Raw genomic sequence first — 13,457 nt, 5'->3', positions numbered from 1 at the left:
GGGAGTTGTGGCCAGGACGGGTGAGAGGGCGCCTCGGTGGGGTGAAGGGCGGGGTGTGCGGTGGTGGGAGCGGCGGCGGCGCGGGTAGGCATGAAGCGCGGGCGGGGTCATGGCCGCCTTGCGACAGCTTGTCTTCATGAGGAGTGACGATGTCCGCGCCGACGCTGAACCACCGGGCCACCGGGTACGACGCCCGCCAGGCGTACTGCATGGCCGAGGCCGCCCAGCTGGCCTACCAGGACCGCGAACAGATCGAGGCCACGGCCGCGGAGTGGGGGTTCGACCGGGTCCGCCACCACCACTCGACGTTCTCCCCGCCGTTCGCGATCAGCGACACCCAGGCGTACACGATGGCCGGTCCGACGATGATCGTGACCGCGTTCCGCGGCACGGAGCCCGCGCAGCTGCGCGACTGGCTGTCGGACACGACCACGCCACCGTGGCCCGGTCCGGCGCGCACCGGTCTGGTCCACTACGGATTCGCCGAGGCGCTGCGCGCGGTGATGCCGTCCGTGCTCGCGGCGGTGGAGGAGCTGCGCGACGACGAGCAGACGGTGTGGTTCACCGGGCACAGCCTCGGCGGTGGCCTGGCCATGCTGGCCGCGGCCTGGCTGCACTTCGAGGACCCGCGGCTCTCGGCCCAGGGCGTCTACACCTTCGGCCAGCCCCGCACCTGCGACCGGGCCCTGGCCGACGCCTACGACAAGGCCTTGGCCGGACGCACGTTCCGGGTGGTCAACAACAACGACGTGGTCGCGCAGGTCCCGCCGGAGCCGGTGTTCCACCACGTCGCGGCCCTGCGCTACATCGACTCCTCCGGCCGGGTCCGCGAGTCCATGCCCGTGGTGTCCAACCTGCTCGACCGCGGCAAGGGTCTCGCCGCCGACCCGTTCGCGCCGGCCAGTGACGGGATGCGGGACCACCTCATGAAGGCGTACGTGGCCGCCTTGGAGAAGAACCTCCCCTAGGGCCCGGGTCGTCCGACAGGGCGGCCAGCCGGTGGGTCAGCAGGCCGGACATGGCGCGCACGCCATGGCCGATCGCCCGTTCGTCGGCGGCGAAGTCGGGCGCGTGCGGCGCGCCGTTGATCCCCGACTCCTCGTCCGCGACGCCGAGGTAGAACTGCGCGCCCGGCGCCTCGTCGAGGAACAGCGCGAAGTCCTCGCAGTTGAACGGCCAGGACGCCCGGCCCCACAGGACGGACTCCGGCCCCAGCGCCGCGCCCAGGTACCGACCGGCGGCCGTGCTGAGCTCCGCCGAGTTCACCAGGGCGGGGAACGGGTCGCCCGCGAACTCGACGTGCCCGCCCGCGGCCGTCGCGATCCGCTCGACCCGGGCGCGCAGCTCCCGGTTGCGCTCCTGCGGCCAGACCCGCAGCAGCACGGTGACGGCGGGCCGCGCGTCGGGCGTCTGCCCGGTCCACTGGGAGACGGACACGGACTCCTGGATCGACGCGGCGGCGCCGGGTTCCAGCAACGCGGTGAAGTGGGCGTGGTAGGCGGCGACGCTCCGCGGGAACTCGACGGTGCCGAGCTCCGCCACCTCGGCCGCGACGGCGGCGAGGGCCGCGTCGTCACCGCCCGGGAGCACCACCTGGAGGTGGTCGAGCCCGGGCAGGCCGTATCCGGGGGACACCGCGATGGTGCCGGAGGGGAACGGACTGCAGTGCAGCGCGTAGAACTCGCGCGGCGCGAGCCGTTGCACCAAGCCGGTGCCCAGCATCGCGCGTGCGCCGCGCAAGGGCTCCTCGGCCGGCTGGAAGACGAACACCAGCCGGCCGCGCACCTGCTCGGAGCGCCGAGCCAGGTCCCGGGCGACGCCGACGCCGATGGCGGTGTGCAGGTCGTGCCCGCACAGGTGCGCGACGCCGGGGACGCGCGAGGCGAAGCCCTCGTCGAACACCCGGCCCGACGGCGGGATGGGCAGCACGTTCCGCCGCGCGTCGACGGCGTCCATGTCCGCCCGGTAGGCCACCGTGGGGCCGGCCGCGGCACCGTCGAGCACCGCGACGACCCCGTGCCCGCCGACGCCGGTCGTCACCTCCAGCCCGGCCGCGCGCAGCTGCTCGGCGACCAGCCCGGCCGTCTCCCGCTCCTCGCCGGCGAGTTCGGGACGGCGGTGGATCTCCCGGCGGAGCTCGATCAGCTCGGCGTCAAGGCTCGTCACCGGTAGATCTTGCGCACAACCGTTGGTTCCGCGCACCACCATTTCGTCGTCACCGCGCCGTGCCGGACAGGGCCGGAGCCGACCGTGCGGCGGTCTCCGCCGCCAGTCGGCGGTCGCGGAGCTCGCGGCCCACACCGACGACGACCGAGCGCAACGCCGCGGCCCACGACCGGACGGGACGAACATCTGCTGCCTGAGCCGGGCGGTGCGCTGGTTCTTCGTGATGAACGGGCGCAACCCGGCCTCCCAGGCGTCCAGGGCGGCGTCGAGGTCGTCGGGGTGCTCCCGCAGCGCCGTGCCCAGCGCGGCGCCGCCGCGGAGCGAGGACGTGGCGCCCATGCCCGAGTAGAGGTGCATGCACCACGCCGCATCCCCCACCAGGACGACCCGCGGTCGACCGCGACGAGGCGACGGCGCTGGCGGTGTGGGCGTTCCGCGAGGCGGACGCGCGGGGCGCCGACACCGTCGACGTGGGCGGCTCCCCCACCACCGCGGCGGACCTGACCGCGGTGGCGGACCTGCTCGCCCAGCTCGACGCGTACCGCCGGCGCGGCGCCGACTACGAGGCGGAGCGGTTCGCCGGGCTGCTCACCGAACTGCACGCGCGGACGACCGCGAACGGTCCCCGTGCCGAGGTCCTCGGTCCCGACGAACCCGCCGAGACGCCACTGCGCAAGGTCCGGCTGACGGCGCTGGGCGCGCGGCCGCGCTCAGAGTCCACCGCGGACGTCTACTTCGCCTCGGGCGACGTGGTCCTGGTGCAGCACGCCACTCCCCTGCGCGCCGCGCAGCACCTGGCCACGTCGAACGTGGTCTCCGAGTCGGCGACGCGCAGCGCGAGCCGAGCGGTGACGGTGAAGACCAACCGGGTCGCCAAGACCTCGCTCACCCCCGTCGGCACGGCCTGGGACGACCTGCCGCGGGCTCTGGTGGTCGACGACTACGCCGCGGCCGCGGAACGGTTGGCCGAGCTGCCGCCGCGCCAGGTCCGCGCGAGGGTCGAGGCCGAACCGGTCCGCGCGGTCCGCGTCGCCGAGGTGTCCGACCTGGCCTACGACCCGGCCGCACAACGCCTCACCGCCACGCTGCACGACTCCACCGGCGCCTCGTGCGTGCTGGAGGCGGCGCACCGCGCCGTGGCGCCGCGGTCGCTCGACGCGCTGGCGGCGGCGTTGCGCGCCGGCCCGACCACGATCACCGGCTCCGTCCGCCGCCACCGCGGCACGCTGGTCGTCGACCCGCTGGCCGTCCACACCCGGGCCGGCGTGGTCGTTGTGGACTTGGCGACGGACACGACCCCGCAGCCGCTGCCGCCGGGCGTCACGACGGCGGATCCGTTGAGCGCGAGCGTGGGCGGCGCGCTGACCGTGCTGGCCGACGCCTCGCACCGAGGCCTGGGCCACCTGACCGACAGCCTGCTCGCCCGCGTGCGCGAGGCCGGCGCCCACCTGCACGGCACGGGCCTGCGCGCGGCGGCGGCCCTCGTCACGGCGTTCGCCGACACCCCGTCCGCGACCACCTGGTTCAAGGCCCACCTGAGGCTGCTGGTCACGGCCGATGCCCGCTGACAGTGCGGCTGGGCGGCGGCGTCGGCGGGCGGCAGGCTAGGTTGCCCCGGTGAGCCTCCTCGATGACGTGGCCGAGCGCGACGGCTGGCGGTGCTGGGTGTGCGACGAACCGGTCGACCCCGACATGTCGGTGAACGACTCGCGCGGGCCGAGCGTCGACAGCCGGACCGCCGACCGGAAGGCCAAGGTCGCCGAACGGCTCGCGCACCGCGGGTGCAACACCCGCAAGGGCGCGGTCGCCGCGGTCATCCCCTGGCCGGACCGCCTGCACGTGGCCGAACCGGCGCCGCTGATCACCGTGGCCGGGAGGCTGGAGCGCAAGGGCGGTCGCGAGGTGGTGGCCCGTTGCCCGACCGGGCCGGACGCCCGGGAGGCAGCGGACTGGCTGGTGGACCGGTTCTCCCGACTGGCGCCGGGGCTGCCGGTGACCGCCACGGTCGAGGCGGGCGGCGGTCAGTTCCTCGTGGTCCTGGCCACCGGCCGCCGCTGACCGGGCGCGCCCGGCCGCCACTGACCGGGCCCCACTGACCGGCCGCTGCTGACCGGCGCGACCGAGCGCACCCCCGCCGTCGAGCGGGTCCACCGGCGACCGGGCCCTTCCCCAATGGTTCAACCACTGTGCGCGGAGTGTTCCCGCGCACGTCGGCGCCGTGGAACGCGACCCGACGAGGCTTCTCGCCACCCACCGGCAGAGAGGCACCTTCATGGCGGAGAACCGAGTCGGACGGCGCGCACTGCTCCAGGCCGCGGTCGTGGCGCCTGCCGCCGCGATGGCACCCGCGGTGCTCTCACCCCTCGCGCACGGTGACGAGCGCGACGAGCGCAAGGCGGCCCGACCGGACACCGCCGACCCCCGCTTCACCATCGCGGTGCTGCCCGACACCCAGTACCTGCTCGACGAGGGTGGCTCGGACCCCGAGCCGGTGCGCGTGGCGTTGCGCGAGGTGGCGCGCCGCCGTGACGCGAACGTGGTGTTCCTGACCCAGCTCGGCGACGTGACCGAACACGGCACGGAGACCGAGGTGCGGCTGGCCGACTCGGTGTTCACCGACGGCGTCCCCTACAGCGTGCTGGCGGGCAACCACGACGTGCCGGGCAACACCGACGACCGGCGCGGGCCGACGCCGTTCTCCAGGGTGTTCGGGCCGGAGCGGTTCCGCCGCATGCCGACCTTCGGCGGGTTCGCCCCGGACGGCTACAACAGCTACCACGTCCTCCGCGCCGGCGGGCGGCAGTGGCTGGTGCTCGCGCTGGACTGGCGGGTGTCGGACCAGGGGATCGAGTGGGCGCAGGGTGTGCTGGACCGGCACCGGTCGCTGCCCGCCATCCTCACCACGCACGACCTCGTCGCGGGCAGCCCGGACGCGCAGCTCTCCGCGCACGGCAGGCACCTGTGGGACAACCTGATCCGCCGCAACGACCAGGTCTTCCTCACCCTCAACGGGCACTACTGGCCGTCCGGCCGCACCACCCTGGTCAACGACCACGGCCACGACGTGCACCTGCACCTGACCAACTACCAGGACCGCTACTACGGCGGCGCGGGCATGGTCCGGTTCTACACGTTCGACCTCTCGCGCGACGTCATCGACGTGGAGACGTTCTCGCCGTGGCTGCTGGACCGCGACGGCGACACGCGGCCCGAGTCGGAGACCGCGAGGCTGACCGGCGACACCGACCGGTTCACCGTGGAGATCGACTTCCGGGAGCGGTTCGCGGGCTTCGCGCCGCCCGTCGTGCCGCCGGCGCGTCCGGCGAGCGCCGTCGTCACGCGCGACACGGTGGCGTACTGGCGGTTCGACGCGGCCGGGTTCCCGGCGGGCGAAGGTCCCGTGCCGGCGGGCGCGGTGGCGCGGGACCTCACCGGCCGCGGCAACGACCTCACCGTCACGCGGCTGCACGGGAGCGGCCCGGACGTGCTGACCTGGTCGACCGAGCACCACGACGACCAGCCCGCGCACGCGAGCCTGCGCTTCGACGGCGGCAAGGACCCCGACCGCGGCGCGGTGCTGCGCACGTCCGACACCGCACCGCTCAACGCCATGCGGTTCGAGGCGGGCTACACCATCGAGACGTTCTTCAAGCTGCCCGACCCGCTCGTCGGCGACCACGCGTGGATGGGCCTGCTCAGCTGGGAAGGCCGCGCCGGCGACGCGGGCAAGACCAGCGGCTGGTCCGACGACGAGCCGACGTGCAGCCTCAACCTGTCCGGTGAGCGGTTCCTCCAGTTCGTGGTCTACCCGGTGCCCGTCGACGCCGACCCCACGTCGTGGAGCCACGCCGTGCCGGTCGGTCGGTGGACGCACGTCGCCGTGGTCAACGACGGTCGCCACACCAGGATGTACGTCGACGGCGCGAAGATCGCCCGCAACGCCGCCGAGGAGTCACGCGGCATCTCGACCCTGGGCAGGCCGTTCGCGCTCGGCGGCACCCAGTTCGCGCTGCGCTACGGCCAGGGCTTCCACGGCTGGATCGGCGACACGCGGATCACCGCGAAGGGCCTGCGGCCCGACCAGTTCCTGACCGCGCGACGGTGATCGTCGCCGAGCGCGTGCCCCGCTTCGAGGGGGTGCTACACAGGCCAGGTTCGCGACCGGGACAGCCGCGAAGTACGCGTGACCGGCCTCCAAGGGGTGCCCGCCGGGGCCGAACTCGAACTTCTTCCAGGTCACGCCGTTGATCGAATTGCCCTTGCTCGCGACCTCGTCCCGAAGACCGACGTCGGGTCGAGCTGACGGCACAGCTCCACGGCTTCGCCCGGCATCCTCGACGGCAGGACGTCCCACGAGAAGGTGTACCTGGGCACCGCGCCGCGCAGGCGGAGGCAGGAGTCCAGCAGGACCCAGTCGGTCAGCAGATTGATCGTGCCGCCCCGCTCGCTCGACATGGATCGGAAGTGGGTCATGCCCGTGCCGGAGGTGGTACTCACTGCGGTAGACGCAGGTCCACATGCACAGGACCAGGGTCTCCTCGACCGGCACGCCGAACTCGCGGCACACCCGGTCGAGGTTGCCGACCGTGGTCCGGGCGATCCGGCGGTTCGACCCTCCGTCACACGCCAGGTTCGCGAGCGGGTGCCCAACCGGGAGGCGAGCACCGCGGGCCACGCGCTCGTGCCGGGATCCCGCAATTCCTGGCCGCGGGTGCAGCTGCAGCCGTTCGCCACGAGGAGTCCGATCATGACCGTCACAGCACCTCGATCCCCTCGCGCCGGCCGAACGCCGACGCGTGCTCCCAGGAGTTCACCAGCGGTTCGCCCCGCGAGTTCAGGCTCGTGTTGAGCAGCATCGGGCACCCGGTTTCCAGCTCCCACTCGTGCAGCACCCGGTAGAGCAGCGGGTGCTGCTCCCGGGTCACCGTCTGCACCCGGTTGGTGCCGTCGGCGTGCACGACGGCCGGGAACCTCCCCGGGTCCCTTGCACCGCGCGGTGAACCACATGTACGGCGTCGCCGGGACCGGCATCTCGAAGAACTCCGCCGTGCGTTCCTCCCGGATCACCGGCGCGAACGGGCGGAACTTCTCCCGCCCCTTCACCTCGTTGACGCGGTCCTTCATCCGCCTGGTCCGCGGGTCCGCCGGGATCGACCGGTTGCCCAGCGCGCGGGCCGAACTCGGCACGCCCGTTCGCCACCGCGAGGACCCCGTCCGCCTTGAGCCCATCGACGACCTCGTGGGGATCGAGCGCCCGCCGGATCTCGGTGCCCAGGGAGGGCCCGGACCACGTCACCGGTTCCCGCGTGGTGGCCGCGACGGCGCCCAGGCTCGACCCGGCGTCACCGGGGTTGGGGAAGATCCACACGTGGTCGAAGTCGCCGGTCGCGCAGATCCTGGAGTTGGCGACGCAGTTCAGCGCCACGCCGCCCATCAGCACCAGGTTGCGGCTGCCGGTCTCGCGGCGCGCCCACCGCGCCGCGCCCGGCAGCACCTCCTCCGTGACGGCCTGGACGCCGGCCGCGAGGTCCTCGGGCAGCGCCTCGGGCATCCAGTCGCCGATGCCTCGGTGCACGTTGGCGCGCAACCGGAAACCCGGTTCGTCGATCGCGATCCACTCGGCCCGGAGGTGGTCGGTGTACCGGGGCTCGCCGAAGGCGGCCATCCCCATGGTGGTGTACTCGTCCTCGTTCGGGCGCAGGCCGCAGCGCCGGGTGAAGGCGCTGTACAGCAGCCCGAGGCTGTGCGGGTAGCGACGGCGGAACAGCACGTCCAGCCCGTCGCGCGCGGTGCACTTCGAGATGGTGAACGTCGGTCACCGGTTCCCTCCTCCGTCGAGACGACCACCTCCCGGACGGCTATGGGCACCACACCCGCTGCTCCGCGCTGCCGAGCAGCCTGCCGAGCCGCCACGCGAACCGGCACACCCAGGGTCCGCGATCCGATGAGGCGAGGACCGGGGCGCGCCGGACGAGCTTGAGCCAGTCCGCCAGTGCGCTGCTCGTCCCGCTCGCGCGCATCCCGTGCTCGCGGAAGTCCTTGAGCAGCTTCGCGTCGCCCCGCCCGTAGCCCACCTGCTGCCTGGCGAGCGACCACATCCGGTCCCGCAATCGGTAGCGCATCACCGCGTCCGGCGCGAAGGCCACGGAGCACCCCATCAGCTGGGCTCGGACGCTGAACTCGACGTCGTCCCCGCCGCCGGCGGTGTAGCTCTCGTCGAACCCGCCCAACGCCCGGAACACCTCGGTCCGCACGCCCATGTTCGCGCCCACCGCGTAGGGCAGGAAGCTCATGACGACCGGTAGCCGGTCCGCGGGGTGGGGCGACCTGGACGTGCGGACGCGTTCGCTGTTCAGCGCGGTGCTGTCGAGGTACCCGCCGACCACGTCGGCCCGCGACGCGGCCCGCGCCATGGCGGCAAGCCAGCCGGTGGTCGCCGCGTCGTCCGCGTCGCAGTACAGCAGCAGCTCGCCGTTCGCGGCCCGGGCGCCCGCGTTGCGCGCGCCGTTGACCCCGGGCGGCTCGTGGCGCACCACCCGCAGGTCGGGCAGCCGGTGCGCCCACCGGGCGACGACGTCGGCGGTCCCGTCCGTGGACCCGTTGTCCACGACCACCACCTCCCACGGCCCCTCGTGGTCCTGTTCGGACAGGGCGGCCAGCTGGCTTTCCACGACGGCCGCCGCGTTGCGCACGGGCACGATCACGCTGACGGACGGTGTGGAAGCGGAACCCGACGCCACGGAGCACCACCGCTTTCCCAGAGTGGGTGGACCGGAATTGCCGACGGCACCCGAAAAGTACTGCCGCGCCGGTCGACGCGGCAAGGCGATGTCCTGGGAATGACCGGAAGTGCCCTCCAACGGGCCCGATGGTCGCGACCGTGGGTAATCACGCGTGATCGGTGCACAGCACGACAATCCACGGACGACACGATGGTGGCCCTTTCTTACCTCCTGTCGGGGAATTGAGCGGCGCGGACGGCGGAACGCATACTGTCATGGCCCGGAAAAGGGTCGCCCATTTCATTTCGGCACGACCGCGGGACTCAGCTGGAGGACGAGACGATGACCGAGGTCGTGGAGCGGACGGCGGACTACGAGTTCGAACTGCCGCAGGAACTGATCGCGCAGGAACCACCCGAGGCGCGAGGCGGCGAGCGCACCGACGCCCGCCTGGCCGTGCTGCACCGCGGCAGCGGACAGGTGGACCACCGCCACTTCTCGAACCTGGGCGAGTACCTGCGCGCCGGGGACGTCCTGGTGCTCAACAACGCGCGGGTGGTCCCGTCGCTGCTCGAAGGTGTCGACGCCGGCGGTGAGCCGGTGGCGGTGAGCCTGCACTCCCCCGTCGAGGACGGCACGTGGCACTGCCTGGTCGCGCCCACGGCGGCTTGCGCGCCGGGAGCGGAGTTCCGCCTGGGCGGGGACGGCGACATCACGGTGCGCCTCCTGCACGAGGCCGACGCCGGCGTGTGGCGGGCGGCGGTCGACCCGCCCGACGCCGAGTCGTTGCAGCGGGCGGCGGAGATGATCTGCCCCGGCTACCTCGACCGCGCGCCGCTGGACCCGGAGCAGTACCAGACCGTCTACGCCTCCCGGCCCGGCGCCGTGCTGCTCCCCTCGGCGGGCCGGCACTTCACGCCGGAGATGCTCGACGGGCTGCGCGCCGCCGGGGTGGCCGTGGCGGAGGTGACCCTCTACCTGGCCGCCCGGAGCCGGTACTTCGTGCGGATGATGGTGCGCCGCAAGGCGGTGCGCGAAGGCCTGCCGGTGCGCGAGGACCTCGACGACCCGTCCACCGGGTTCGACCTGCCCCGGGCGGAACGCTACGAGGTGTCGTCGGACACCGCCGACCTGATCAACCGGTGTCGACGCGACGGTGGCCGGGTGGTGGTCTGCGGCACGTCGGCGATGCGCACCCTGGAGACGGTCGCCGACAGCCGGGGACGGCTGTGGCCCCAGACCGGTTTCACCCAGCTCACGATCATGCCGGGGCACGTGTTCCGGGCCTGTGACGCGTTCATGACCAACCTGCACCGGCCGAAGAGCTCGGAGCTGCTGCTGACCGCCGCGTTCGCCGGGCGGGAGGCCCTGCTGAAGGCCTACCGGGACGACCTCATCGCCAACGGCTACCTGTTCCACGAGTTCGGCGACTCCATGCTGATCGTCTGATGGTCCGAGGGGAGGCGCGACCGTGATCATCGATGACGTCGTCCGCGATCGGACGCCGGACGGCTGGCGGTTGTCGGCGGCGGTGGACTCGGCCCTCACGCCGGGCGGCCAACGCCTGCACTTCACCGTGCACGGCGGCGAACCGGAGTGGATGCCGCCGGTGGGGGACGCCTTCCTCGCCGCGCTGATGATGCCCGCGATGGCGCTGAAGGAGGACGTGCACGTCCACGCACCCGTCTCACGCCGCCTGTTCCGTTCGGCGTCCACCATCACCGACCTCTACACCGCCTGGTGGCCGCACCTGCACCCGGTCGACCTGCGCGCCCCCGTCGCCACCCGTGGGGGCGGCGACGCGGTCGGGCTGTTCTTCACCGCCGGGGTGGACTCGTTCTACAGCCTCCTCAAGGACATCGGCAGGTCCGCGGCTCCGGACTGGGAACCTGTGACCCACCTGCTGTTCGCCAACTTCGAGCGGAAGGCGGGCAGCCGTTACGAGCACCTGCTGGAGAGGTTGCGGCACGTGGCGGCGCGCACGGGCAAGCAACTGCTCGTGATCGACACCAACGTCCGGTCGACGTGCGAGCCCACCGCCTTCTGGCCGGAGTACCACGGTGCGGCGCTGGCCTCGGTCGCGTTGAGCCTGCAGGGCTTGCTGGGACGCTGTCTGATCGCCTCCAGCGACCAGTACCGGTACCTGCCACCCCTGGGCTCGCACCCCCTGCTGGACCACCTGTTCTCCACCGAGGGCTTGGAGATCGTCCACGACGGCGCCGAGGCGACCCGCGCCGAGAAGGTCATCCGGATGGCGGGCGACGGCGATCCGGCCCTGGACGACCTCTGCGTCTGCTGGAAGAGCGAACCCGGCCACAACTGCGGGCAGTGCCAGAAGTGCCTGGGCACCATGGTCGCGCTCGAGCTCGCGGGCGCGTCGGGACGGTGCCCGACCCTGCCGGCGGCGCTGGACCTGGAGCTGGTCCGCGCGGTGCCGATGCCCGACGAGCCCGGCCGGGACACGATGCGCTCGCTGGCGCAGGACGCCGAGAACCGGGGACGGCAGGACATCGCCGACGCCCTGCGGGAAGGGCTGCGTCGCGCGGGCGATCACCGGCAGGTGGCCGGGTGACCGCGGAGGTCGTCCGGGAAGTCCCCGCACGGCGTCGAGCGCGGCTGCGGAGCGAGATCACCCGAGTCCTCTCGGCGCTGCTCGCACCCGGCACGCCGTGCGCGCTGGTGGACTTCCCCCTCTACGCCAACGTCGGCGACAGCGCCATCTGGTCGGGGGAACGCGCGGTGCTGCGCGAACTGGGCGTGCCGGTGGCCTACACCTGCGACGAGCGATCGTTCCGGCGGGAGGACCTGCTCACCGTCGTGCCCGAGGGCGTGATCCTGCTGCAGGGCGGCGGCAACCTCGGCGACCTGTGGCCCGAGCGCCAGCGCTTCCGGGAACACGTCATCCGGTCCTTCCCCCGGCACCGGATCGTGCAACTGCCCCAGTCGATCTGCTTCCGGGACGAGGAGAACCTCCGCCGGGCGCGGGACGTCTTCGACGCCCACCCCGACCTCACCCTCCTGGTGCGCGACCGGCACAGCCTCCAACTGGCCCGAACCCACTTCGCCGCGACGAGCCTGCTGTGCCCCGACATGGTCTTCACGCTGCCCACGCCCGCCACGACGGGCCACCGGGCGCACGACGTGGTGTGGCTGGCCCGGTCCGATCACGAGGCCACCGGTCTCCCCCGGCCCGCGCCACGCGGCAGGACGCTGCACACCGACTGGGCGGACGAACTCGGTGCGGCCCCGGCCTGGCGGCTGCGGCGGGAAGCCGCCGGACGGCGACTGCGAGCCGCGGTGCACGCGGTGCACGCGCGTCCCGGCCCGGAGTCGGCGTCCGCCGTCGCCGCCGCCCACGACGAGCTCGCGGCGCTCCAGCTCACCCGGGGGATCGACCTGCTGGCCGGCGACGTCGTCGTCACCGACCGCCTGCACGGGCACCTGCTGTGCCTGCTGCTCGACCGGCCCCACGTGCTGCTGGCCGATCGCTACGACAAGATCGAGAACACTTGGCGCACGTGGACCAGCGGCTGGCCGGGGGTGCGCTGGGCGGGCAGCCCGGACGAAGCCGTCGAGCAGGCACGTGCCCTCGCCACGACCGCCGGCGCGCGCAAGTAGATCCCTGGTCGCCTCGTCACCGGCAACCGCGAGGACGGCCCCGCTGTGCCTGCGCGAGCCGTGCGACTTGCACCCGGCACCACTACTCGGCTTTACTAGGTACCGGTAGTCAGCACCACCGAGTAGCGGTCGGGCTTCCCCCGAGCGCGCCGAAGCCGAGCCCCGGGAGACCTGCCCATGACGACCCGCCCCACCGTCGAACCCGCCATCCGAGTGCGAGGCCTCGAGAAGTCGTACAAGTCGCTGCACGTGTTGCGCGGCGTGGACTTCGACGTGGCGCGAGGCAGCATCTTCGCCCTGCTCGGCTCGAACGGAGCGGGCAAGACCACCGCCGTGAAGATCCTGTCCACGTTGCTCAAGGCCGACGCGGGCACGGCGAGCGTGCACGGCTTCGACGTCGCCACCCGGGCCGCCGACGTCCGGGAGTCGATCAGCCTCACCGGGCAGTTCGCCGCCGTCGACGAGATCCTCAGCGGCCGGGAGAACCTCGTCCTGATCGCCCGGCTGCGTCACCTCGAGGACCCGGGCAGGATCGCGGACGACCTGTTGAGGCGCTTCTCCCTGACCGACGCCGCCGCGCGGAAGGTGTCGACGTACTCCGGTGGCATGCGCCGCCGGCTCGACATCGCGATGAGCCTCGTCGGGAACCCGCCGGTCATCTTCCTCGACGAACCGACCACCGGTCTCGACCCGCAGGGCCGCATCGAGGTGTGGCAGGCCGTGAAGGACCTCGCCGACCGGGGCACGACGGTGTTGCTCACCACGCAGTACCTGGACGAAGCCGAACACCTCGCCGACCGGATCGCGATCCTCCACGAAGGACGGATCATCGTGGACGGCACGCTCGCCGAGCTCAAGCAACTGCTCCCGCCCGCCAAGGTCGAGTACGTCGAGAAGCAGCCGACACTGGAGGACGTCTTCCTCTCGCTCGTCGGCACGAACGAGTGAGGA

Annotated in this window: 12 protein-coding genes and 3 pseudogenes; 8 read left to right on the top strand and 7 right to left on the bottom strand. The window is 72.9% G+C overall.

The annotated features are described in order from the left end of the window. Positions 1-149: 149 nt before the first annotated feature. Positions 150-968, top strand: coding sequence for a lipase family protein (locus LNK82_RS22785; protein ID WP_230569076.1), 819 nt, complete (start codon positions 150-152; stop codon positions 966-968). On the opposite strand, the gene LNK82_RS22780 is transcribed toward LNK82_RS22785, so the two are convergent. Further along, positions 925-2,523, bottom strand: a complete 1,599-nt coding sequence (locus tag LNK82_RS22780) for a M20/M25/M40 family metallo-hydrolase (RefSeq protein ID WP_230569075.1) — start codon at positions 2,521-2,523, stop codon at positions 925-927. The two genes, LNK82_RS22785 and LNK82_RS22780, sit on opposite strands and share 44 nt — an antisense overlap. 65 nt (positions 2,524-2,588) lie before the next feature. Between LNK82_RS22780 and LNK82_RS22775 the strand changes: the two genes are divergently transcribed. The 3 genes from LNK82_RS22775 to LNK82_RS22765 all read left to right on the top strand — a co-directional run bounded on the left by LNK82_RS22775 (position 2,589) and on the right by LNK82_RS22765 (position 6,271). Further along, a complete protein-coding gene (locus LNK82_RS22775) occupies positions 2,589-3,734 on the top strand; it encodes a YehQ family protein (RefSeq protein ID WP_230569074.1) in 1,146 nt (381 codons plus the stop codon). A 49-nt stretch (positions 3,735-3,783) separates the two neighbouring features. Continuing rightward, entirely contained in the window at positions 3,784-4,224 is a 441-nt protein-coding gene (locus LNK82_RS22770) for a hypothetical protein (RefSeq protein WP_230569073.1), read from the top strand. A 214-nt stretch (positions 4,225-4,438) separates the two neighbouring features. Next, positions 4,439-6,271, top strand: a complete 1,833-nt coding sequence (locus tag LNK82_RS22765; protein ID WP_230569072.1) for a LamG-like jellyroll fold domain-containing protein — start codon at positions 4,439-4,441, stop codon at positions 6,269-6,271. Between the two features lie 131 nt (positions 6,272-6,402). On the opposite strand, the gene LNK82_RS22760 is transcribed toward LNK82_RS22765, so the two are convergent. From LNK82_RS22760 to LNK82_RS22745, 6 genes and pseudogenes are all read right to left on the bottom strand, one after another. After that, a complete protein-coding gene (locus LNK82_RS22760) occupies positions 6,403-6,621 on the bottom strand; it encodes a DUF6071 family protein (protein WP_230569112.1) in 219 nt (72 codons plus the stop codon). A gap of 25 nt (positions 6,622-6,646) precedes the next feature. Then, positions 6,647-6,841: pseudogene (locus LNK82_RS48355) on the bottom strand (DUF6071 family protein); the annotation flags it as partial. A 79-nt stretch (positions 6,842-6,920) separates the two neighbouring features. Beyond that, positions 6,921-7,091, bottom strand: a complete 171-nt coding sequence (locus LNK82_RS46965) for a carbamoyltransferase C-terminal domain-containing protein (RefSeq protein WP_308257252.1) — start codon at positions 7,089-7,091, stop codon at positions 6,921-6,923. Between the two features lie 118 nt (positions 7,092-7,209). Next, positions 7,210-7,290, bottom strand: a pseudogene (locus LNK82_RS48350) (carbamoyltransferase C-terminal domain-containing protein); the annotation flags it as partial. Positions 7,291-7,498: 208 nt separating this feature from the next. Beyond that, positions 7,499-7,936 (bottom strand): annotated as a pseudogene (locus LNK82_RS48345) (carbamoyltransferase N-terminal domain-containing protein); the annotation flags it as partial. Positions 7,937-8,024: 88 nt separating this feature from the next. After that, entirely contained in the window at positions 8,025-8,906 is an 882-nt protein-coding gene (locus LNK82_RS22745) for a glycosyltransferase family 2 protein (protein WP_504947827.1), read from the bottom strand. Between the two features lie 324 nt (positions 8,907-9,230). Between LNK82_RS22745 and LNK82_RS22740 the strand changes: the two genes are divergently transcribed. From LNK82_RS22740 to LNK82_RS22725, 4 genes are all read left to right on the top strand, one after another. Then, on the top strand, positions 9,231-10,337 hold the full coding sequence (locus tag LNK82_RS22740; protein WP_230569070.1) for an S-adenosylmethionine:tRNA ribosyltransferase-isomerase: 1,107 nt from the start codon (positions 9,231-9,233) through the stop codon (positions 10,335-10,337). A 22-nt stretch (positions 10,338-10,359) separates the two neighbouring features. Next, on the top strand, positions 10,360-11,460 hold the full coding sequence (locus LNK82_RS22735) for a hypothetical protein (RefSeq protein ID WP_230569069.1): 1,101 nt from the start codon (positions 10,360-10,362) through the stop codon (positions 11,458-11,460). After that, entirely contained in the window at positions 11,457-12,506 is a 1,050-nt protein-coding gene (locus LNK82_RS22730; protein WP_230569068.1) for a polysaccharide pyruvyl transferase family protein, read from the top strand. Before LNK82_RS22735 ends, LNK82_RS22730 begins: the two co-directional genes overlap by 4 nt. Positions 12,507-12,683: 177 nt before the next feature. After that, a complete protein-coding gene (locus LNK82_RS22725; RefSeq protein WP_230569067.1) occupies positions 12,684-13,454 on the top strand; it encodes an ABC transporter ATP-binding protein in 771 nt (256 codons plus the stop codon). Positions 13,455-13,457: the final 3 nt, after the last annotated feature.

The organism is Saccharothrix luteola (assembly GCF_020859565.1).
Lineage (GTDB): Bacteria > Actinomycetota > Actinomycetes > Mycobacteriales > Pseudonocardiaceae > Actinosynnema > Actinosynnema luteola.
Note: the sequence above shows the minus strand (reverse complement) of the source record. Positions and strands in the feature narration are given on the sequence as shown.

Coding starts and splice junctions, on each gene's coding strand:
- LNK82_RS22785 (WP_230569076.1), top strand. CDS start 150: ATGTCCGCGCCGACGCTGAACCACCGGGCCACCGGGTACGACGCCCGC.
- LNK82_RS22780 (WP_230569075.1), bottom strand. CDS start 2,523: ATGCACCTCTACTCGGGCATGGGCGCCACGTCCTCGCTCCGCGGCGGC.
- LNK82_RS22765 (WP_230569072.1), top strand. CDS start 4,439: ATGGCGGAGAACCGAGTCGGACGGCGCGCACTGCTCCAGGCCGCGGTC.
- LNK82_RS22760 (WP_230569112.1), bottom strand. CDS start 6,621: ATGTCGAGCGAGCGGGGCGGCACGATCAATCTGCTGACCGACTGGGTC.
- LNK82_RS22740 (WP_230569070.1), top strand. CDS start 9,231: ATGACCGAGGTCGTGGAGCGGACGGCGGACTACGAGTTCGAACTGCCG.
- LNK82_RS22725 (WP_230569067.1), top strand. CDS start 12,684: ATGACGACCCGCCCCACCGTCGAACCCGCCATCCGAGTGCGAGGCCTC.